Source organism: Hyphobacterium marinum (assembly GCF_036330325.1).
Classification (GTDB): Bacteria; Pseudomonadota; Alphaproteobacteria; order Caulobacterales; family Maricaulaceae; genus Hyphobacterium; species Hyphobacterium marinum.
In genome coordinates, this window is sequence record NZ_JAZDRO010000001.1 from 599,123 (window position 1) to 618,914 (window position 19,792).

At 65.2% G+C, this 19,792-nt stretch carries 22 protein-coding genes; 11 read left to right on the forward strand and 11 right to left on the reverse strand.

The genetic code is table 11. The annotated features are described in order from the left end of the window. Positions 1-15 precede the first annotated feature (15 nt). On the forward strand, positions 16-825 hold the full coding sequence (locus V0U35_RS02965; protein ID WP_330195164.1) for a TerC family protein: 810 nt from the start codon (positions 16-18) through the stop codon (positions 823-825). Here V0U35_RS02965 and solA read toward each other — a convergent pair. Next, on the reverse strand, positions 819-1,925 hold the full coding sequence (solA, locus tag V0U35_RS02970; RefSeq protein ID WP_330195567.1) for an N-methyl-L-tryptophan oxidase: 1,107 nt from the start codon (positions 1,923-1,925) through the stop codon (positions 819-821). The two genes, V0U35_RS02965 and solA, sit on opposite strands and share 7 nt — an antisense overlap. A gap of 74 nt (positions 1,926-1,999) precedes the next feature. Here solA and V0U35_RS02975 point away from each other — a divergent pair, with 74 nt between their 5' ends. From V0U35_RS02975 to V0U35_RS03015, 9 genes are all read left to right on the forward strand, one after another. Next, positions 2,000-2,566 carry a hypothetical protein gene (locus tag V0U35_RS02975; protein WP_330195165.1) on the forward strand — a complete coding sequence of 189 codons (567 nt, stop codon included), beginning with the start codon at positions 2,000-2,002 and terminating at the stop codon, positions 2,564-2,566. 225 nt (positions 2,567-2,791) lie between these two features. After that, positions 2,792-3,349 carry a F0F1 ATP synthase subunit delta gene (locus V0U35_RS02980; RefSeq protein WP_330195166.1) on the forward strand — a complete coding sequence of 186 codons (558 nt, stop codon included), beginning with the start codon at positions 2,792-2,794 and terminating at the stop codon, positions 3,347-3,349. Between the two features lie 8 nt (positions 3,350-3,357). Then, a complete protein-coding gene (gene atpA / locus V0U35_RS02985; protein WP_330195167.1) occupies positions 3,358-4,890 on the forward strand; it encodes a F0F1 ATP synthase subunit alpha in 1,533 nt (510 codons plus the stop codon). Positions 4,891-4,921: 31 nt separating this feature from the next. Next, the gene (locus tag V0U35_RS02990) at positions 4,922-5,812 is read left to right on the forward strand and encodes a F0F1 ATP synthase subunit gamma (RefSeq protein WP_330195168.1); all 891 of its coding nucleotides are present in this window, start codon (positions 4,922-4,924) and stop codon (positions 5,810-5,812) included. Between the two features lie 25 nt (positions 5,813-5,837). Beyond that, positions 5,838-7,280 (forward strand): F0F1 ATP synthase subunit beta, encoded by a 1,443-nt coding sequence (gene atpD, locus V0U35_RS02995; RefSeq protein ID WP_330195169.1) that lies wholly within the window; start codon positions 5,838-5,840, stop codon positions 7,278-7,280. 116 nt (positions 7,281-7,396) lie between these two features. After that, complete coding sequence (locus tag V0U35_RS03000) at positions 7,397-8,248, forward strand: hypothetical protein (RefSeq protein ID WP_330195170.1); 852 nt, start codon at positions 7,397-7,399, stop codon at positions 8,246-8,248. A 68-nt stretch (positions 8,249-8,316) separates the two neighbouring features. Next, positions 8,317-8,718 (forward strand): F0F1 ATP synthase subunit epsilon, encoded by a 402-nt coding sequence (locus tag V0U35_RS03005; RefSeq protein ID WP_330195171.1) that lies wholly within the window; start codon positions 8,317-8,319, stop codon positions 8,716-8,718. A gap of 73 nt (positions 8,719-8,791) precedes the next feature. After that, positions 8,792-9,055: a CBU_0592 family membrane protein gene (locus V0U35_RS03010; RefSeq protein ID WP_330195172.1), complete on the forward strand. Its 264-nt coding sequence runs from the start codon at positions 8,792-8,794 to the stop codon at positions 9,053-9,055. 30 nt (positions 9,056-9,085) lie between these two features. Then, positions 9,086-9,676: a DUF8453 domain-containing protein gene (locus tag V0U35_RS03015; RefSeq protein WP_330195173.1), complete on the forward strand. Its 591-nt coding sequence runs from the start codon at positions 9,086-9,088 to the stop codon at positions 9,674-9,676. Between the two features lie 190 nt (positions 9,677-9,866). Here the strand turns inward: V0U35_RS03015 and V0U35_RS03020 are convergent, their stop codons facing one another. The 9 genes from V0U35_RS03020 to obgE all read right to left on the reverse strand — a co-directional run bounded on the left by V0U35_RS03020 (position 9,867) and on the right by obgE (position 17,998). Then, positions 9,867-10,361 (reverse strand): RNA pyrophosphohydrolase, encoded by a 495-nt coding sequence (locus V0U35_RS03020; protein WP_330195174.1) that lies wholly within the window; start codon positions 10,359-10,361, stop codon positions 9,867-9,869. Further along, positions 10,358-11,593: a divergent polysaccharide deacetylase family protein gene (locus tag V0U35_RS03025; protein WP_330195175.1), complete on the reverse strand. Its 1,236-nt coding sequence runs from the start codon at positions 11,591-11,593 to the stop codon at positions 10,358-10,360. Before V0U35_RS03025 ends, V0U35_RS03020 begins: the two co-directional genes overlap by 4 nt. Before the next feature lie 107 nt (positions 11,594-11,700). Next, positions 11,701-13,005, reverse strand: coding sequence for a S41 family peptidase (locus V0U35_RS03030; protein ID WP_330195176.1), 1,305 nt, complete (start codon positions 13,003-13,005; stop codon positions 11,701-11,703). Positions 13,006-13,040: 35 nt separating this feature from the next. Beyond that, positions 13,041-14,273, reverse strand: a complete 1,233-nt coding sequence (locus V0U35_RS03035) for a murein hydrolase activator EnvC family protein (protein WP_330195177.1) — start codon at positions 14,271-14,273, stop codon at positions 13,041-13,043. 34 nt (positions 14,274-14,307) lie between these two features. After that, positions 14,308-14,778, reverse strand: coding sequence for a 23S rRNA (pseudouridine(1915)-N(3))-methyltransferase RlmH (gene rlmH / locus V0U35_RS03040; protein ID WP_330195178.1), 471 nt, complete (start codon positions 14,776-14,778; stop codon positions 14,308-14,310). Between the two features lie 16 nt (positions 14,779-14,794). Next, entirely contained in the window at positions 14,795-15,199 is a 405-nt protein-coding gene (rsfS, locus tag V0U35_RS03045) for a ribosome silencing factor (protein WP_373696364.1), read from the reverse strand. 50 nt (positions 15,200-15,249) lie between these two features. Further along, entirely contained in the window at positions 15,250-16,257 is a 1,008-nt protein-coding gene (gene egtD, locus V0U35_RS03050) for an L-histidine N(alpha)-methyltransferase (protein WP_330195179.1), read from the reverse strand. A gap of 41 nt (positions 16,258-16,298) precedes the next feature. Further along, a complete protein-coding gene (locus tag V0U35_RS03055) occupies positions 16,299-16,952 on the reverse strand; it encodes a nicotinate-nucleotide adenylyltransferase (protein ID WP_330195180.1) in 654 nt (217 codons plus the stop codon). Beyond that, on the reverse strand, positions 16,949-17,998 hold the full coding sequence (obgE, locus tag V0U35_RS03060; RefSeq protein ID WP_330195181.1) for a GTPase ObgE: 1,050 nt from the start codon (positions 17,996-17,998) through the stop codon (positions 16,949-16,951). The genes V0U35_RS03055 and obgE overlap by 4 nt, the downstream gene beginning before the upstream one ends. Positions 17,999-18,232: 234 nt before the next feature. On the opposite strand from obgE, the gene V0U35_RS03065 reads away from it, so the two are divergent. Then, positions 18,233-19,138: an EF-hand domain-containing protein gene (locus V0U35_RS03065; protein ID WP_330195182.1), complete on the forward strand. Its 906-nt coding sequence runs from the start codon at positions 18,233-18,235 to the stop codon at positions 19,136-19,138. Between the two features lie 15 nt (positions 19,139-19,153). Here the strand turns inward: V0U35_RS03065 and V0U35_RS03070 are convergent, their stop codons facing one another. Further along, complete coding sequence (locus V0U35_RS03070; RefSeq protein ID WP_330195183.1) at positions 19,154-19,684, reverse strand: GNAT family N-acetyltransferase; 531 nt, start codon at positions 19,682-19,684, stop codon at positions 19,154-19,156. Positions 19,685-19,792: the final 108 nt, after the last annotated feature.

A 19,792-nucleotide genomic window follows, 5' to 3' on the forward strand; every position in this document is an offset into this window, starting at 1 on the left:
AGTCGCCTGACCGCCATGCTCGAATTCCTGATGTCGCCGGCCGTGTGGATGTCGCTGCTGACCCTGACCTTTCTCGAGGTCGTGCTCGGCGTCGACAATGTGGTTTTCGTCTCGGTGGCGTCACAGCGCCTCGCCGAGCATGAGCGGGCCAAGGGCCGCAATATCGGTATCTGGTCGGGTGCCGCGATGCGGGTCGTGCTGCTCTTTGGTCTCGTCTGGTTGACCGGCCTGACCCATGCGACGCTGTTCACGCTTCCCGACTTCGTTCTGCCGCTGGCCGACCCGGACCATCCCGAGGTCCTCATGGACGTGACTCTGGAAGATGCGATTCTCTTCGGCGGAGGCTTGTTCCTGTTGTGGAAAGGGACCCAGGAAATCCACGACACGATCGAGGGCCACGACATTCTTGAAGGCAAGAAGAAAACCGCCTCGCTGACATCGGTCGTCATCCAGATGACCTTCATCAATTCGGTGTTCTCGCTCGACTCGGTCCTGACGGCGGTCGGCATGACCCGCGACCTTGGCGGAGCCGGAGGCGAAGGCATTCGCCTGGCTGTGATGGTCACGGCGATCGTGGTGTCGACCGTGATCATGGTCGCTTCGGCCAAGAGCGTGGCCGGTTTCCTGGAGAAACACGCTACCGCGAAGATGCTGGCGCTCAGCTTCATTCTGCTGGTGGGTGTGGCGCTGGTCGCCGACGGGCTCGGCTTCCATATCCCGCGCGGCTATCTCTACTTCGCGATCAGCTTCTCGCTGCTGGTTGAAGTATTGAATGTGCTCTACCGCCGGCAGCGGGCCAAGGCCGCCGCGAAGCGGGGTCACTGAAGCACGCGCTCAACCGAGAAGGGCGTTAGATCGATCCGGAGCTCTTCACCCGTCACAAGATCAGCCGCGGCTTCGCCAATGGCTGGCGCGAACTTGTAGCCGTGGCCTGAGCATGGCGAGAGCAAGACGACCCCCGGATCACGCGGCAGGGTGCCGATAATGAAGCGGTCGTCGTATGTTCGCGTGAAGCGGCATTCCTTCATCAGCTGCGTCGCCCCCGCCATGCCGGGCAACCAGCGATCAAGACTGCTGCGCAAGTGGGCATCATCGTCTGCGCCAGGCGGGAAGCCGTCGCGCATCTCCGCGCCGCGCTGACCGAGATGGCCATAGACACCGATTTTCAATCCGTCACCGGAAAGGGGCGGCATGATGTAGGGGCGGATACCGTCTTCGGGCTCGACCTGAAAGACTGGCAGATCGCCCAATTCGGCGGCTGGATCATACCAGGCGACGACCTGACGCTCGATGGCCAGTACATGATCAAGCTCGGGCAGGAGGCAGCCTGCCCAGGCCCCGGCGGCGATGACCAGCCTGTGTGCGGCGAATTCGCCAGCCGCGGTCTCGGCCCGATAGGCCTGTCCGTCGCGCCGCCAGCCCAGGACCGGTGTCTGCCATCGCAGGTCGGCTCCATCGGCGACCGCAGTCTCACGCAGCCAGGTATTGATGGCGTCGGACAGGAGCATGCCCGAATCGGGCGCGTATATACCCTCATAGTGGTCGGGCAGGTTCAGGGCCGGAAAGCGCGCCATGATCCCGGCCGCGCTCAGCCGCTCGTGAGTGACACCATGGGACTGAGCCGTCGCGGCGGCATTGCTGACGAGGGCGGAGGAGGCTGGCCCTATATCCAGCCCGCCGGTGCGATGAAGGAAGGTCCGGCCCGATTCGGCTTCCATGCCGTCCCAGAGCGCATCGGCGCGTTCGAGCAGGGGCATGTAGATCTCGCCTTCGCCATAGACCCGGCGGATGACGCGTGCGCGGCCATGGCTGGAGCCGCGTTCGTGCCCGGCTTCGAACTGATCGAGGCCCAGGACAGAAAGGCCGCGCCGGGCCAGTTGCCAGGCCGTCGCTGAACCCATGACACCCAGGCCGATGACGATCACGTCGTACAAATGCGCATTCCCCTTTCCCTGCCGCAGGCGATACTCTCCGGCCAGAGCCTCAGGGGAGCAAGACCATGCGCAAGCCGACCAGTGTGGACGCACTCGACAGGCTGGGACGGGTACGCTTGAGCCGCTCCTTCTTCATGCGCGACATGCTGTATTCGGAGATCGCGCAGTTTCACGGGCTGATGAATGTCCCCGACGATCCCGATCTCGCCATCGAGACCGGCACGCGATTATGCGAAGAGCTTCTCGAACCGCTGCAGGAGCGCTGGGGGCGGATCACGGTGCGCAGCGCCTATCGCAGCCGCGAAGTCAATCAGCTGGGCAATGAGATGCAGGCGGCCGGAAAGCCGGGCTATCGGTGTGCCTCAAACGACTCCAATGCCGGGCGGCATATCTGGGACATGCTCGATGCGGACGGTCACAAGGGGGCGATGGCCTGTATCGTCATTCCCGACTATGCCGATGCGCACCCCGAAGAGGGGGGCTGGCAGACGCTGGCGCAATGGATCGACGATCACCTACCCTATTCGCAGCTTTATTTCTATCCGCAGCTCTGGGCGGTGAATATCGGCTGGCACGAAAAGCCCGAACGGCGCATCGACAGCTATGCGGCTCCCGCCGGGCGCTGGCGCTAGCTCCGCGCACGGAGGGTTGGCCGCATCGCAACACCCTGCTGACAGTGCCGTGCGCGCAAGGTTGCCGCCCTCACTCCCCTGTGCTAGAGCGGCGCCGGATTGATGAAAGAGGCGCTTCTCCGGCGTCGGGTTCGTCAGAAAAATCACTGTAGTTTCAGGTGCTTGCGCCACCGCCCCTCGGGGCCGGAGCCGGGTGCCGAACAGGCGAGAGTGACCGGATAATCGATGAGCGGCGGTAACGCGAAATCCACAGGTGCAGCCGGGCGCTATGCCAATGCTCTTTTCGAGCTGGCGCGCGAGGCCAAGGCCACCGATGCGGTGGAAGCCGATCTGAAGGCTTTCGCGGCGATTCTCGAGGGCAATGACGCGCTGTCGACGGCGCTGTCGAGCCCGACCCATGATGCCGAACAGAAGACCGGCGTTCTGAACGCCATCGCCGACAAGGCGGACTTCCACAAGCTGACGCGGAACGCCTTTGCCGTCGCGGCCCGCAATGGCCGGGCCGGTGAGCTGGGCGAGCTGGCCGACGCCTTCGCCGCCATGGCCGATGCCGAACGCGGTGTCAGTCAGGCTGATGTGAGAAGCGCCGACAAGCTGTCGGCCAAGGACATTGAAGCCCTGTCGGCTTCACTAAAACGCGCCCTCGGGCGTGACGTTGAGATCCGGACCGAAGTCGATCCGGAATTGTTGGGCGGACTGATCGTTCAGGTCGGTTCGCGTATGTTCGATTCATCCCTCCGCACAAAGCTGGAGGGGCTTCGCAATGCGATGAAAGAGGCTTGAGCAGCGCCATGGACATTCGCGCCGCGGAAATCTCCGCGATCCTGAAAGAGCAGATCAAAAACTACGGCGCCGAGGCGAAGGTCTCCGACGTCGGCCGCGTCCTGTCGGTCGGTGACGGTATCGCCCGGGTCTATGGCCTCGACGAGGTCAAGGCCGGTGAGCTGGTGGAATTCCCCGGCGGGGTGAAGGGTATGGCCCTGAACCTGGAGCGCGACAATGTCGGCTGCGTGATCTTCGGCGACGACCGGGGCATCAAGGAAGGCGACACCGTCAAGCGCCTGGGCGCGATCGTGGACACCTCCGTCGGCAAGGGCCTGCTGGGCCGTGTCATGGACGGTCTCGGTGAGCCGATCGACGGCAAGGGTCCGCTGAAGGATGTTGCCGAGCGCCGCCGCGTCGACGTGAAGGCCCCGGGCATCATCCCGCGGAAATCCGTGCACGAGCCGATGGCGACGGGCATCAAGGCGATCGACGCCATGATCCCGGTGGGCCGCGGCCAGCGCGAGCTGGTCATTGGCGACCGTCAGACCGGCAAGACGGCCGTTTGCATCGACACCATCCTGAATCAGAAGTCGGTCAACGAATCGGCCAATGAGAGCGAAAAGCTCTATTGTATCTATGTCGCCGTCGGTCAGAAGCGCTCGACCGTGGCGCAGATCGTCAAGACGCTCGAGGAAAACGGCGCGCTGGATTACACCATCGTCGTCGCCGCGACCGCGTCCGATCCGGCCCCGATGCAGTTCCTGGCACCGTTCACCGCGACCGCGATGGGCGAATGGTTCCGCGACAACGGCATGCATGCCCTCATCGTTTACGATGACCTGTCGAAACAGGCTGTGTCCTACCGTCAGATGTCCCTCCTGCTGCGCCGTCCGCCGGGCCGCGAAGCCTATCCGGGTGACGTCTTCTACCTGCACTCCCGCCTGCTGGAGCGCTCCGCTAAGCTCAATGACGAGAATGGCGCGGGCTCGCTGACGGCGCTGCCGATCATCGAAACCCAGGCGAACGACGTGTCGGCCTACATCCCGACCAACGTGATCTCGATCACCGACGGCCAGATCTTCCTGGAAACCGACCTGTTCAACTCGGGTATCCGCCCGGCCGTGAACGTCGGTCTCTCGGTGTCGCGCGTGGGCTCTGCGGCCCAGACCAAGGCGATGAAGTCCGTTGCCGGCAAAATGAAGGGCGAGCTCGCGCAGTACCGCGAGATGGCGGCCTTCGCGCAGTTCGGTTCCGACCTCGACGCCGCGACGCAGCGCCTCCTGAACCGGGGTGCGAAGCTGACCGAGCTTCTGAAGCAGCCGCAATTCTCGCCGCTGACGATGGAAGAGCAAGTCTGCGTGATCTTCGCCGGTACGCGGGGCTATCTCGACAATCTGGGCGTCGCCGACGTGCGCCGTTATGAGGACGAACTGCTGCGCCATATCCACGCCGATCATGCCGGTCTTCTCGCCACCATCCGTGACGAGAAGAAGCTGAGCGACGAAACCGAGGGCAAGCTGCGCTCCGTGGTGGAAGCCTTCACCGCGAAGTTCGCTTAAGTCCTGTTGAACGGACGGTCGGGAGAGCCGAATGGCGAGCCTTAAAGACCTACGCACCCGGATCTCGAGCGTGAAGTCCACGCAGAAGATCACGAAGGCGATGCAGATGGTGGCAGCGGCCAAACTGCGCCGTGCGCAGGATGCCGCCGAAGCCGCGCGCCCCTATTCGGAGCGCATGGCCTCGGTCATGGCCAATCTGTCGACTTCGATGGTCGGTTCCCCGGGTGCGCCGAAACTGCTGATCGGGACCGGCAAGGACGATGTCCACCTGCTTCTGGTGATGACGTCCGACCGGGGCCTGTGCGGCGGTTTCAACACCAATATCTCGCGTCTCGCACGGGAGCGGATCACCCGCCTCGTCAGCGAGGGCAAGACGGTCAAGATCGTCTGCGTGGGCAAGAAGGGCTATGACGCCCTGAAGCGCCTCTACGCGGATAAGATCGTCAAGCGGTTCGAACTGAACCCGGACAAGACCACGACGCCGGCCGCGCTGGCGGCGACCGTTGGGGCCTATGTGCGCGAGCTGTTCGAAGCCGGTGAGTTTGACGTCTGCCAGGCGATCTCGTCCGAGTTTGTCTCGGTCATCTCGCAAAAGCCGCGGGCCCAGACGCTGATCCCGGCGGCCGAGGCGATCGACGAAAGCGCCGAGCGTCCCGACCTGCAAGGCGCGGCCTATGAGTATGAGCCGGACGAGGAAGACATCCTCAAGGTTCTGCTGCCGCGCTATGTCGACACGATCATCCTTGCCGCCCTGCTGGAAAACTCCGCCGGCGAAATGGGCGCGCGCATGGCCGCGATGGACAATGCCACGCGCAATGCCGGCGAGCTGATCGACAAGCTGAACCTCGTCTACAACCGAACCCGTCAGGCCCAGATCACCACGGAACTGACCGAAATCATCTCCGGCGCGGAAGCGCTGTAAGACTGCCCCCTAGAGGAAGACCGTTATGGCGAAACAATCCAAAGGCCGCGTTGTCCAGATCACCGGTGCCGTGGTCGACGTGGAATTCGACGGCGCGCTGCCCGAAATCCTCAACGCGCTCGAAACCGAAAACGACGGCCAGAAGCTGGTGCTCGAAGTCGCCCAGCACCTCGGCGAGAACACGGTGCGGACCATCGCCATGGACGCGACCGAAGGCCTGCAGCGCGGCACGCCGGTGACCGACACCGGTTCGCCGATCACCGTGCCGGTTGGCCCGGGCGCGCTGGGGCGCATCATGAACGTGACCGGTGACCCGGTCGACGAAGCCGGTCCGGTGCCGCACGAAATGCGCGCGCCGATCCACCGTCCGGCCCCGAGCTTTGACGAGCAGGCCACGGCGGCCGAAATCCTGCCGACCGGCATCAAGGTCGTCGACCTGCTCTGCCCCTACGCCAAGGGCGGCAAGATCGGCCTCTTCGGTGGTGCGGGCGTCGGCAAGACCGTGCTCATCCAGGAACTGATCAACAACATCGCCAAGCTGTTCGGCGGCTACTCGGTCTTCGCCGGCGTCGGCGAGCGGACCCGTGAGGGCAACGACCTCTACTGGGAAATGATCGAGTCCGGTGTGAACAAGAACCCGGCCGAGAACGACGGCTCGACGGAAGGTTCGCGCTGCGCTCTGGTCTTCGGCCAGATGAACGAGCCGCCGGGTGCGCGTGCCCGCGTCGCCCTGTCCGGGCTGGCGCAAGCCGAATATTTCCGCGACGAGGAAGGCAAAGACGTCCTCTTCTTCGTGGACAACATCTTCCGCTTCACCCAGGCCGGTGCCGAAGTGTCCGCGCTTCTCGGCCGTATCCCGTCGGCGGTGGGCTACCAGCCGACGCTGGCCACCGACATGGGTGCGCTGCAGGAACGTATTACCTCGACCTCGAAGGGTTCGATCACCTCGGTGCAGGCCGTTTACGTGCCGGCCGACGACCTGACCGACCCGGCCCCGGCGACGACCTTCTCCCACCTCGACGCGACGACCGTTCTGTCCCGCGCAATTTCGGAAAAGGGTATCTATCCGGCGGTTGACCCGCTCGACTCCACCTCGCGGATCCTCGACCCGCGCATCGTCGGCGACGAGCACTATCAGACCGCCCGCCGCGTTCAGGAAATCCTGCAGAAATACAAGAGCCTGCAGGACATCATCGCGATCCTGGGGATGGACGAACTGTCCGAAGAAGACAAGCTGGTCGTGGCCCGCGCGCGTAAGATCGAACGCTTCCTGTCCCAGCCCTTCGACGTGGCCGAAGTCTTCACCGGCTCGCCGGGCATCCAGGTTCCGATCGCCGACACCGTGAAGGGCTTCAAGGCCATTTGCGACGGCGAGTACGACCACCTGCCCGAACCGGCCTTCTACATGGTTGGCACGATCGAGGACGCGGTGAAGAAAGCCGAGGCGCTGGCTGCCGAAGCCGCCTAAGCGTCTTCCCCGCTTCGAAAATCAAGGCCGGTCCCGTTGAGGGGCCGGCCTTTTTCGTTTTTGCTTGATCGGTGTCCGGTCTCCGCTCAAATGCTCACCGGATCGGGAGAGCAATCATGAAACACATCATAACGGGACTGGCGGCCGGGGCCGCCTTGCTGGCGGCTGGAATCGCGGACGGGAGCGTGCCGCCGCCTCCGCCACCTCCGCCTGACGGTTTGCCGGAGAGCTATGACGGCTATTCGACCGAGACGCTCTGGTATGCCTATCTCAACTGGGTGCGCGGGGAGACGGTGGCGCGGCGCGAATCAGCCTTCGAGGCACTGCGCCTGCCGGGCTACAGCCAGGACCAGACCGCCTGGCGCACCGAGCTCGACGGTCCCGGCTATGCCGCGATCAGCTGGTGGATCCCGCACGGCACGCTCTTCGCCTTTGAACAGGTCTGCCCGGTCAGTGCGGGATATACCAACCCGCAAGGCTGTCTGTGGCGCTACCGCTCAGCGCATTTCGCCGCCCAGGCCCAGGACATTCACGCCATCGCCTATGACACGTTCGACGGGGCGGCGTTCGCGGCCCGCCTCGCCGGCCAGGGCATCACGCCGGACACGCTGACCCGCGACTACCGCAGCGATTTCGGCCTCGCCGACACCGTTCATGCCCGTCTCGACGCCATGATCGTGACCCGCGAAGTCCGCGAGGATGCCTGCCCCGGCGTGGCCGAAGGGGTGGCGGCGATTGCCGAGATTTCACTGCCCCTCTCGGCTGAGGGACCCCCGGCTGGTACGCCCCCGCCTCCGCCGCCCGCGCCGCCGTCCGGGGACATGCAGACACTGACCATCCCCGTGGGTTATTTTCCCGATATGGACGTCACCGTAACGATCGAAAGCAATGGCGCAGGGTCAATGAGCCAGCTTCTCGCGCAGCTCACCGGGCCGGTACGAGCCTGCATCGATTCGGCGTCGGAATGACTTGCAGATCGGGGTTTCACATTCGCGGATGAACCTGCTAGAGAGCGCGCCAACGAAAGGCTTGGCACATGGCTGACAAACTTCATTTCGATCTCGTTTCTCCCGAAAAGCGCCTGTTCGCGGGCGAAGTGGACATGGTCGTGGTTCCCGGCGAGGAAGGCGATTTCGGCGTCCTGCCCGACCACGCCCCGGTCATGAGCGCGATCCGTCCCGGCGCGATCACCGTTCACAATGAGGGGGAGACGACCCGCACCTTCATCCTCGGCGGCTTTGCCGAAGTGACCCCGGCGGGCCTCACTGTTCTCGCCGCCGAAGCCATTGATCTCGCGACTCTCGATGCCGAAGCGGTTGCGACCGATGTCGCCAATGCCCGCGAGGATGTCGCCGACGCGAAAGACGATGCCACCCGCGCCGCCGCGCAGGCCAAACTCGACCGGCTCGAAGCGCTGCAGGCCGCCCTCGTCAACTAGGGCGTTCTCCCTGTTTGGAATTTGAAAGCGGCGCGGTCATCATGGCCGCGCCGTTTTGTATTGGATCCCCCCCATGACCGTAACCATCCCCGACATTCTCGGCTTCATCGGCGTTGCCATGATCGTGGCCGCCTATGCCTGGCAGCAATCCCAAGGCATTGCCCGCGATGACTGGCGGCATCCGGCGGTCAATGGCGTCGGGGCGGCGCTGCTCCTCTACTCGCTCGCCTTCCGGCCCAACCCGGCCTCCATCACGATCGAGTTCGTCTGGCTGATCATCAGCTTTTACGGGATCTGGCGGGCGCTGCGGGCGCGGGCGGCCAGCCGTTCGAATTGAAATTCCGGCCCGGCGCGCCATGATGGGCGTATGGACGAACCGACACTGCCACCCGAAAGCCGTACCGAACGCCTCTTCCTGCGCATGACGATCCTGCAGACGGTGATGACCGCCGCAGCGGTGATCATCTCTTTGGCCGCGCTCTATGCCGCCTTCGTGCAGGCTGAATCCTCGCGCCGCCAGACCGAGGCCGCCGTCTGGCCCTATGTCGATATCGGCTACACCATCTCGCGCGAGAGTGGAGACGCGCTGGGCGTCGTTTTCGTGGAGAATACGGGTATCGGCCCGGCCCGCATCCGCGCGGCGCGTGTCACGGTCGATGGCGAGCCGCAGTCGAGTTGGGCGGATGCCATGGCCGCTCTCGGCCACGTCCGGGAACCCTTCACCTACATCACCCTGACCAACCAGGTGATGCCGGCCGGGCAGATCCTGAATCTGCTCACGCTGCACAATGGCGAGATCGGCCAGCCGATGCGTAATCTGTGGAGTGAGCGCGTGCGCATCGACTATTGCTATTGCTCGGTCTTCGACCAGTGCTGGGTCCAGTCCGAACCGGACATGGAAACCCCTCGGGCCGTGGAGCAATGCCCGGCCTGGGACGGCGAGCGTTTCGAGAATTAGGGGGTGGCCCTCGCCCTTGACGGGAGAGCGCCTCTTCTCCCTCCCCTTCGAGGGGAAGGTGGCCCGAAGGGCCGGAAGGGGTGGGGCGCTCCTGACGTCTTCGTTTCCCACCCTCTCCGTCCGCTGCGCGGACACCTCTCCCATCAAGGGAGAGGAGGGCGGTGCGTAGGGCTCCTGCCCCGGGAAAGGGTTAAGTCGCGAACCGTGCGAAATCGTGGGCGATACGGTCATAGATGGACCGCTTCCAGGGGATGATCAGTTGCGGGACGGTGTGGAGGTCTTCCCACCGCCAGTCGTCGAACTCGACCTCGCCATGCTGTTCGAGGTCAAAATCGGTGTCGGATCCGAGGTGCCGGAAGGCGAACCAGCGCTGTTTCTGGCCCTTCCAGCCGCGCTTGGCGTGTTTGGGGAGCATGGCGACCTCGGGCGGGAAGTCATAGGTCAGCCAGTCCTCGATTGACCCCAGATATTCGGCCAGATGATGCGGCGTGCCGGTTTCTTCCGAGAGCTCACGCCAGGCCGCTTCGTGTGGTTCTTCGCCGTCGTCGATACCGCCTTGCGGGAATTGCCAGCCATGGGGCTGGGCGGCGTCAGCCCGGTGGCCGATCCAGACCTTGCCCTTGGCGTTGAAGAGGACGCAGCCCGCATTGGGCCGGTAGGCGGCGAGCGGATCGGTGCCGGTCAATGCCCGTCTCCGCTATCCTCTTCGCTGCGGGCGGGCGGGATGCGGTAGCTGGGCTCGTCGGCCGCGCGCTGGGCCGCGCGGCGGTTCATGATTGCCGAGGGCGGGGCGAGCACATAGCCGCGCGCTTCAAGTCCGGCCGCCCAGCTCTCCACCTGATCGACCGTCGCCGGATAGGCGAAGCCGGCCCCGATGGCACTGCCATTCTGGATGGCGAGCGCTTCGAGCATCAGAAGGCGTTCGTCGATGGAGCGCGGTGAGGGGTCTTCGTCCAGGACGCGGTCGGCAATGCCCCAATGGGCACCGGCAGCGCGGCCGGCGGCTTCGACCGTCGCGCGCCGTCCCGACCCGTCATGCAGGAAGGCGACACCGCGGCGCTCCAGCCGCCGCATCGTGTCGGCGAGCGGGTTCTCTGTCGAGGTGAAGCGCGCTCCGAGATAGTTGGTGACGGCGAAATAGCCGGTTGTCTGGCTCATCAGCCAGGTCAGGCGGCGCGCATTCTCGGTCGCGCCTGCATCGACCAGCAGTGTGTGCGGGCCAGGATCGTTATTGGGGTAGTCGTAGGGCTCCATCGGGATTTCGATGAGCACTTCGTGACCGGCGGCACGCGCGCGGTCGACCCAGCCCTGCAGATCGTTGGCATAGGGCGCAAAGCTGAGCGCGACTTCCGGCGGCAAATTCTCGATAGCGGCTTCGGTTACGGCGCGGTTAAGGCCCATACCGCCCACCACGATGGCAATGGCGGGCGTGTTCGGATCGCCGTGCCAGGGCCGGGCATAGGCCTGGCTGGCGCGGCTGCCATCGACACCGATAATGGGCAGCGGGCCGGACGGGCCGGGCTCGGTGAGGCCTGCCAGTGGCGCAGCGGGCAGGGCATTGGCAGCGCGGGCATGGTCGATCTCGGCCTGGCCGGGATCGCTTCCGGCCAGCGGGCCGGGATCAAAAACGTCTTCGATGCCGGGCAGGCTCGGTTCGATATCCGGATCGTCGCCCTCGAACTGGACCGGTTGTGGCCGTCGGGCCGATTCGACCTCGGTCACCTCGGCGCGCAGGGGCGGTTCGGGCGCAGGGCCGAGGCCGGCCCGGCCGATGGGCGGGCGGCCGTCGGGGTCGCCAAACAGGGCAATGGCGGCAATACCGAGCGCGAACAGGACGGCTGTTCCGCCACCGGCGAGCAAGGGCCCGCGGAAGGGCGAGGCCTCACTGGTCTGGCGTCGATAGCTGGCGGTCGTCATCGGACCCGAGCATCCCGGTCTGGCGTTTCCACGGCGTCGCGATCGCGGACGAATCGCGCCCGCGAGGCTCTAACCGCGACGCTGCCGCGATGCCCGGTAAGAAAGGGTTAACGCGTCAGTGCTGCCTGCTCGCGTTCCGCAGACGAGGCAAGGATTTCGAGCGCCCGGTGCAGCTGGAAGTCCTCGGTCTCTGACCAGTCTTCCGGCGGTTGTTCGACAACACCGATATCCGTTTCCGCCCGTTCGGCACCGGCTTCGTTCTCCAGCGCGTTAGGCAGTTCGGATTCGCTGATCCGGTTGTCCTCGTCTTCCGGGTCGATCCGGCGCGCCGAGACGAACCAGTCCGGCTCGATACCCGTGCCCTGGATTGAGCGGCCCGACGGCGTGTAATAGCGCCCGGTGGTCAGGCGCAGCGCGCCGTCACGTCCGCCGCGCAGCGGAATGATGGACTGGACCGAGCCCTTGCCGAAGCTGGTCATGCCGACCAGCACCGCGCGTTCACGGTCCTGCAGCGCACCGGCGACGATCTCAGCCGCGCTGGCCGATCCCTCATTGATCAGGACAACGATAGGCGCACCGTCGAGCATGTCGCCCGGACGGGCATTGTAGCGCTGGTTCTCACCCGGATTGCGGTAGCGTGTCGAGACGACTTCGCCGCCATCGAGGAAGGCTTCGGAGACACCGATGGCCTGATCGAGCAGACCGCCGGGGTTGAAGCGCATGTCGAGGATCACACCCGGCACGTCGCCGTCATAGGTCTCGTTGATCTCGCGGATGGCGTCGAGCAGCATCTCGGTCGTGTGTTCATTGAAGCCGGCGACACGCAGATAGGCAAAGCCCTCTTCCTCGCGCCAGGCCACTGAACGCAGCGGAATGGTATCGCGCACCAGGTTGAGGTCGAACGGGTCTTCCTCACCGCGCAGGATGGTGATGGTCACCGGCTCGCCAACGGCACCGCGCATCAGGTCGACCGCTTCGTCGAGCGCAAAACCGATGATGGATTCGCCATCGACCGCGATAATCTGGTCGCCCGGTTCCATGCCGGCGCGTTCAGCCGGCGTGTCTTCGAAGGGTGAGATCACCGTGACCATCTCGTCACGGATGGTGACCTCCATGCCCAGGCCGCCATATTCCCCGCGGGTTGTGACCTGCATGTCACGGAAGGAGTCCGGATTCATGTAGCTTGAGTGCGGATCGAGCGATTCCAGCATGCCCTCGATGGCCGCTTCGATCAGAGCCGCGTCGTCGACCTCGGTGACATAGTCGTTCTCGATCCGGGACAGCACGTCGCCGAACAGTTCGAGCTGGCGGAATGTCTCTTCCCGGGATGTGTCGAATCCTTCGGCGGACACCGCGAGGGCTCCCGCACCGAGCGCAAATGCCAGAGCGGCTGCGATATAGTTCAAGCGCATGAAATCACGTGTCCTTTCACGTCCAACGCACCCCCTCAGCGTGCTCTTGCATCCGGTCTCAGCCACGGCTCGGGATCGATCGCCTCGCCGCCGCGCTGGATCTCCAGATACAAATCCGATGCCGGGTCGTCGCGGTCGGGCATTGCCCCTAGCGGTTCACCGGCCAGTACAGAGCGCCCGGCTTCGGCATAAACCGCCGCCAGACCCGCTATCACCATATAGTAGTCATCGCCGACATTGAGGATCAAGAGACCGTGATAGGCCCCGAACGGTCCGGCGAACTCCACCTGGGCATCAAAGGGTGAAACGACCTGGGCGCGCGGACGCGCCGAGACGAGAACACCCTCGGACGGCTCGCCATTGTCGTCCTCGGCTCCAAAGCGGCGCACGACCCGGCCGGCGACCGGCGGGCGCAGACGGCCGCGGAAGTCGGCGAAACGCCGGGTTTCCAGCGGTTCGGTGGGCGCGAGCGCCGCGACAAGGGTGGTTTCGGGCCGCAGTTCGGGCGTAGGAATATCCGTTTCGGCTTGCGGTTCGACGCGGCGCGGATTAAGTCGCGGCGCGACCGAGGACATCGCGTCCAGACGTGCCATCAGGCCGCGCAGGGATTGCGCCTCGCGCCCGGCGTCCCGCGCGGCTTCGGCATAGCGGACCGCCTCGCCCCGGCGGCGGTTTTCCAGGTCCTGCCGTTGCGCAATCAGCGCCTCGATCTCGGCGCGCTGCAGGTCCAGCGCTGCCTCGGCCTCGGTCAGGACGCCGCGCTGGGTCAGGGTCGCGCCGCGCACCGTGCGCAAACGGTCGAGTTCGTCAGCGAGCGCGTCGGCACGCTCGCGCAGGGCCGGGGCGATATCGGACAGGAGGCTGGCGGCACGTGCGGCCTCGACGGCATCACCGGGCGCGACCGCCATGGCCGGCGGCGTGCCCCGTTCAATACGTTGCAGCGCGGCCAGCACGTCGATCAGCGCATCGCGGTCGGCGGTCAGGCGGGCGAGGATTTCCGCTTCTTCGGCGGTCAGCGTTTCGATCCGGTCCTCGGCATCAAGCGCCGCGCGCTCGCTCGATTCCGCGCGGCGCGCCGCGGCGACAAGACGGGCCTGCAGGTCCGCGATCTCGGCAGCCAGTGCGTTGGCCTCTTCTTCTGCCGCACGGGCCTGTGCCTCGGCCTCCTGGCGCGCCTGCTCCAGCCGCTCGATCTCGGCGGTGTCCGGCGGCGGGGTTTCCTCCGGCGGGGTCTGGATAAGAACAAGGACGGCAAGCAGGGTCAGCATCGGGCGTCCAGCATGGCGTGACGGAAGTTAAGGCTCAGTCACGATGGTAGGGCGAACCGCCCAGAATGGAGACGGCCCGGTACAGCTGTTCGGCGAGCATGACCCGGGCGAGCTTGTGCGGCCAGACCATGGGGCCGAAAGACAACACCAGGTCGGGCCGGGCAAAGGCGGCATGGTCGAGCCCGTCCGCGCCGCCGATGACGAAGACGGCTTCGCGTGCGCCGTCATCGCGCCAGCGGCCCAGCGTTTGGGCCAGATCGCGCGAGGACAGCGTCTTGCCGCGTTCATCCATCAGGCAGAGGCGCGCGCCGTCCGGAACGGCAGCGGCAAGGGCGGCGGATTCGGCGCTCTTTCCGGTGAGGGCGCGATTGTCGATCTCGGTTTCGCCAGCCGGGCCGAGGCCGAGCGGTCGGCCCGCCGCGCTCGCGCGGTCGAGATAATCGTTCAGGAGGTCGCGCTCCGCGCCCGTCTTGATACGGCCAATGGCGGCGATGGTCAGGCGCACCGGTCTTCCGTTAGCCCTATTGGGCCGGTTTGGCCGGCTCGACGGACCACATCTTTTCCAGATTGTAGAAGCTGCGGACTTCCGGGCGGAAGATGTGGATGACGGCATCGCCGGCATCAATCAGCACCCAGTCGCAACTCGACAGGCCCTCGACACGGGCCTTGCCGTGACCGGCTTCCTTCAGCGCACGCAGCAGGTGGTCGGCCAGCGCGCCGACATGGCGCTGCGACCGCCCTGAGGCGATGACCATGACATCGGTGACGGACGATTTCCCACGCAGATCGACGGCGATGACGTCTTCGGCCTTGTCGTCATCCAGGGTTTCAAGGATCAGCGATTCCAGTGCTTCGCTGTCGTCCTCAGGGCCGGAAACGCGAACCGGGGCAGTGGTTTCCCCGTCCTTCCGGCGATTCTGTTCGATGGTCAGCGGTCTGTCTCCTGTCGCTGTGGGCCGATGTCCGAGCGGTCAGACTACCACGCTTCCGCGCCGCATTCGAGCCAGTGAAGCGTAAAGTAGCTGTCGTCGTCACTCCAGTCCGCCACCGGTTCCAGTCCGGCTGACCGGGCCAGCGCCTGGAAACTCGCCACGGTGAATTTGTGCGAGTTCTCCGTGTGGATGGTCTCGCCCTTTGTCATGGTGAAGGCCTGCTCCGACACGGTGAAGTCCATGTCCCGCGTCGCGACGAGGTGCATCTCGATGCGTGACTTCGCGTCGTTCCAGATCGAGCGGTGTTCGAACGCCGCCGTGTCGATAGTGCCGTCCAGCTCGCGATTGATCCGCGTGAGGAGGTTGAGGTTGAAGTCCGCCGTTACGCCGCCAGCATCGTCATAGGCAGCCTCAAGGACGCCGCGCGGCTTGACCCGGTCGACCCCGATCAGGAAGCCGTCTTCAGGGCGCAGCCAGTCACGAATGCCCTTGAGGAGTTCGCGGGCCTCGTCCGGTTCGAAATTGCCAATGGTGGAGCCGGGAAAAAAGACCAGACGCCGGCCTTCCGGGATGGGCATGTCGTGCAGATCGACATGGCGGGTGAAGTCGGCGCAGATTGCGCCGATCTTCAGCGACGGCCAGCGCCGGGACAGGTCCTCGCACGCCGCGAGCAAATGGTCCTTAGAGATGTCGAGACCGACATAGGCCGCCGGATCGTCCAGCGATCCCAGAAGTTTGTCGATCTTGGTACTCGACCCCGAACCCGGTTCGATCACCACGGCACCCGGTCCGGCGCGCTTTGCAATCTCGTCGGATATCCGGTCGAGCAAGGCGAGCTCGGTCCGCATGACATAATATTCGGGCGTATCGGTTATGTCGTCGAACAGGGCCGAGCCGCGCCGGTCATAGAAGTATTTCGGCGGAATGGTCTTCGGGGTGGCCGCCAACCCCTCCAGCACATCGCGCCGGAAATCCGACGATGGCGGATGCAAATCGGAAAAGAAGGCGAGTTGATCTGTGGACACGCCCTCTGCGGTCCTGGCCTCGGTCATAAGCGCTCCTGTCGGTGTGGCTGCTGATCAACGAGGCAGGGTCAACCCCGGTTCCGCCGCAGGCGCGACGAGGACTCCTTATGTAGGGGTTCGCACAGATAGGTCCAGACCGGCGGGGACCGGCGGGCAAAGCCCGACAGTGATGTTTCCGTGACGCGCCGGTTGGCGAAGGTCCGCGCGGCCGGGGCCAGCCTGGCCCGGATCGGATCCTGGGGCCGCGCGATCACGGCGACGGGCAGGGAGGCCATGATCTCTTGCCAGCGTGCCCAGCGGTGGAATTCTTTGAGATTGTCCGCCCCCATCAGCCAGACAAAGTTCACGCGCGGATAGCGCTGGACCAGCGCAGCTACGACGCGGGCAGTCAGGCGGGCCTTCATCCGGTTTTCAACGTCGCTGACCGTCATGCGCGGCGCAGAAGCGAGTTCGGCGACGCGGGCCAGCCGGTCCGAATATTCGCCGGGCTTGCGCGCTTTCAGCGGATTGTGCGGCGAGACGATCCACCAGACCCGGTCAAGTTGCAGGCGGCGCATCGCGGTGCGCGCGACATGCAGGTGACCGCCATGGGGTGGATCGAAACTGCCGCCAAAAAGGCCGACTGTCATGCCCGGCGCGAGCGCTTCGGATTTCAGGGGCCGGGCGGAACGCCCGCGCCGCGTCAGCGCACCGAAGCGGACCGGCGCGGACCGGCGTCTCACGGCTCCCAGCCTTCCTCGATTTCGTCTGAATCCGTCGATGTTGCTTCCGCTTTGCGGGCCGCCTTGATCTGTTCCCAGAGGGCGAAAAGCGCTTCGCGTACGCCGTCGCCGCTCGCCCCGGACAGACGCAGGACCGGCTTGCCGCAAGCGGCCTCCAGTTCGGCGGCGCGCTCATCCACGACGTCCGGCGTCAGCGCGTCAATCTTCGACAGGGCGACGATTTCGGGCTTGGTTTCCAGGCCGCCGCCATAGGCCTCCATCTCGCCGCGCACGGTGCGCCAGGCGTCCGCCGGATCGTCCTGAGTCCCGTCAACGAGATGCAGCAGCGTCGCGCAGCGTTCGACATGGCCGAGGAAGCGGTCGCCAATGCCCGCGCCCTCGTGCGCGCCCTCGATGAGGCCGGGAATATCGGCTATGACGAAGCGCGCATCTGCGGCGAGGTCCACGACCCCCAGATTGGGGTGCAGCGTGGTGAAGGGATAGGCGGCGATCTTGGGATTGGCGCGGCTGACGGCGGCGAGGAAGGTGGACTTGCCGGCATTGGGCAGGCCGACGAGGCCGGCATCGGCGATGAGTTTCAAACGCAGCCAGATCCAGCGTTCCTGGCCCGGCTCGCCGGGCTGGGCATAGCGCGGGGCCTGCTGGGTCGAGGACTTGAAATGGGCATTGCCCTTGCCGCCGCGCCCGCCCTCCATGATCAGGATGCGCATGCCCGGCTTGTCGAGATCGGCCAGAACGTCAGTATTGGTCTCGTCGAGGATCTGCGTGCCGACGGGGACGCGCAGGACCACGTCTTCGCCATCCTTGCCGGACCGGTTCGAGCCCTCGCCATGGCCGCCGGTCTTGGCCTTGAAGTGCTGCTTGTAGCGGTAGTCGATCAGGGTGTTCAGCCCTTCGACCGATTCCGCCCAGACGTCGCCGCCGCGCCCGCCATCGCCGCCATTCGGGCCGCCATATTCGACATATTTCTCCCGCCGGAAGGAGACGGAACCGCCTCCCCCGTCACCGGAGCGGACATAGACTTTGGCCTGGTCGAGGAATTTCATTGCGGCGGGTTCTGGCTCTTGGCTGGCGTTCACGGCCTTCTACAGGGCCTTCTATAGGCCAGACCGGGAATTAATACAGCCGTGAGCATAAGTGGGGGCGGAGCCAGACCGTCTGGGACGGGCGTGTCCGGACACGGTTTTTCTTGTCACAGCCATGCCCGGGCGAAAAACTGGGCCTGCCGGGGCATGAAATTGATTGCTCCGGCTGGTCCCAACTGCCCAGGTCTGTCCGCGATGACACGAAAGCCAACACCTCCCGAGCCGAAAAAGACCGAGGCTCTCGAAGTCCGGGTCTCGGCCGAGCAGAAAGCCGATTTCATGGCGGCCTGTGATGCCCGGGGGCGGCCGGCCAGTCATGTCATCCGTGAAGCCATGCGCCGCTATGCCCAATGGGGGACGACCAGGCGCGCACACTGGAGAATGACCATGTTGGGAATGCTGACCATCGCCGTAACGGCGGGATCCGTGATGACACTCAATCCGTCTGACGCCGATGGCGCGGGCGCGCGCCTTTATGGAGCCGAACGCTTCCGCGCTTACGACCAGGATCATGACCGCCGGCTGACGCTCACCGAATTGCTCGGGACGGTCGACACGGTTCGAACGATCCTGGCGCAGCGCGATGAACGGCCCGGCGATGCCGGCTCTGTGCTGGGCGTGCTGTTTGCCCGATACCCCTCTGCCAACGCGATGGAGACCGAAATTCTGCACGCGGATCCCGATGCGGTCAGCCCGGCCTGCTGGACGGCGCTTGAAGCGGCGTGGGTCGATGACTTCCGGTCCCGTTTCCAGAATTGGGACTCTGACTCTGACGGCGTCGTCACGGCGCGCGAATTCAGCGACGCGGATGTCCGGCGTCTCCGTGCCGCCTTTGCCGGGTTCGACCGCAATGGTGACGGTGTGCTGACCGAACTGGACTACACGCTGCCCGCCCCGCCCTACTCGGGTGCGCCGCCGGTTCAGGACACGCCGGTCCATTTGCAGGTCTGCGAACAGGACATGCCGCATCGTACACCGGTACCCGTAAACGCGGCCGTCCAGGTGTCCTCGCCCGAACAGGCCGCGGCGATGATCCGTTTTGCCGACTCTGATGGCGATGCGCAGGTCAGCTTTGAGGAGTATCTCGCCCTTGGCTTCTGACCGAGCGGGCCGGTCCTAGGTCTCACACACCATGTCGAGACTGCCGGCATGTCCCATGCGACCGAGCGAGAAGACCGGTTCGGCGTCGCCCGTATAGGCAAAGCCGAGCTTTTCCAGCACCTTGCCCGAAGCCGGATTGTCCTCGAAATGCCGGGCGACGAAGCGCTCCGCGCCGAGACTTTCTCGCGCCCATTCCATCAGGCCGGTCCCGGCCTCGGTTGCATAGCCCTTGCCCCAGAAGGGACGTCCGATCCAGTAGCCGATTTCCCAGTCGGCACCGCCGCGCCGCTTGAACATGCCGCAGGACCCGGCAAGCGCGCCGGTCTTCTCGGTCACGGCAAAGGCGTAGTTGGGTGGGCGCTTGCGGTCCCAGCCCGCACGCACGGTGAGGATCCACAGCTCGGCGGCGATGACCGGGTAGGGGCTCATCGCGCTGCCGATCATGCGCGCGACACCGGGGTCGCCCGCCATGCGCGCCACGTCGGGCGCATCGCTTACCTCAAAAGGCCGGACGGTCAGGCGCCCGGTCTCAAATCCGCTGTGCATGGTCTTCGTTTCAACCTCTCGGCACCAAGCGGGGAATAAAAAAGGGGAGGCGGTGATCCCGCCTCCCCTGGTCGTTTCCATCAACCGGCCGGATCGCCCCGTTTCATC

What these genes read in the sequence shown, in the direction of transcription:
- V0U35_RS02965 (WP_330195164.1), top strand. Translation starts at nt 16, where the DNA reads ATGCTCGAATTCCTGATGTCGCCGGCCGTGTGGATGTCGCTGCTGACC.
- V0U35_RS02975 (WP_330195165.1), top strand. Translation starts at nt 2,000, where the DNA reads ATGCGCAAGCCGACCAGTGTGGACGCACTCGACAGGCTGGGACGGGTA.
- V0U35_RS02980 (WP_330195166.1), top strand. Translation starts at nt 2,792, where the DNA reads ATGAGCGGCGGTAACGCGAAATCCACAGGTGCAGCCGGGCGCTATGCC.
- atpA (WP_330195167.1), top strand. Translation starts at nt 3,358, where the DNA reads ATGGACATTCGCGCCGCGGAAATCTCCGCGATCCTGAAAGAGCAGATC.
- V0U35_RS02990 (WP_330195168.1), top strand. Translation starts at nt 4,922, where the DNA reads ATGGCGAGCCTTAAAGACCTACGCACCCGGATCTCGAGCGTGAAGTCC.
- atpD (WP_330195169.1), top strand. Translation starts at nt 5,838, where the DNA reads ATGGCGAAACAATCCAAAGGCCGCGTTGTCCAGATCACCGGTGCCGTG.
- V0U35_RS03000 (WP_330195170.1), top strand. Translation starts at nt 7,397, where the DNA reads ATGAAACACATCATAACGGGACTGGCGGCCGGGGCCGCCTTGCTGGCG.
- V0U35_RS03005 (WP_330195171.1), top strand. Translation starts at nt 8,317, where the DNA reads ATGGCTGACAAACTTCATTTCGATCTCGTTTCTCCCGAAAAGCGCCTG.
- V0U35_RS03010 (WP_330195172.1), top strand. Translation starts at nt 8,792, where the DNA reads ATGACCGTAACCATCCCCGACATTCTCGGCTTCATCGGCGTTGCCATG.
- V0U35_RS03015 (WP_330195173.1), top strand. Translation starts at nt 9,086, where the DNA reads ATGGACGAACCGACACTGCCACCCGAAAGCCGTACCGAACGCCTCTTC.
- V0U35_RS03025 (WP_330195175.1), bottom strand. Translation starts at nt 11,593, where the DNA reads ATGACGACCGCCAGCTATCGACGCCAGACCAGTGAGGCCTCGCCCTTC.
- V0U35_RS03030 (WP_330195176.1), bottom strand. Translation starts at nt 13,005, where the DNA reads ATGCGCTTGAACTATATCGCAGCCGCTCTGGCATTTGCGCTCGGTGCG.
- V0U35_RS03035 (WP_330195177.1), bottom strand. Translation starts at nt 14,273, where the DNA reads ATGCTGACCCTGCTTGCCGTCCTTGTTCTTATCCAGACCCCGCCGGAG.
- egtD (WP_330195179.1), bottom strand. Translation starts at nt 16,257, where the DNA reads ATGACCGAGGCCAGGACCGCAGAGGGCGTGTCCACAGATCAACTCGCC.
- obgE (WP_330195181.1), bottom strand. Translation starts at nt 17,998, where the DNA reads ATGAAATTCCTCGACCAGGCCAAAGTCTATGTCCGCTCCGGTGACGGG.
- V0U35_RS03065 (WP_330195182.1), top strand. Translation starts at nt 18,233, where the DNA reads ATGACACGAAAGCCAACACCTCCCGAGCCGAAAAAGACCGAGGCTCTC.
- V0U35_RS03070 (WP_330195183.1), bottom strand. Translation starts at nt 19,684, where the DNA reads ATGCACAGCGGATTTGAGACCGGGCGCCTGACCGTCCGGCCTTTTGAG.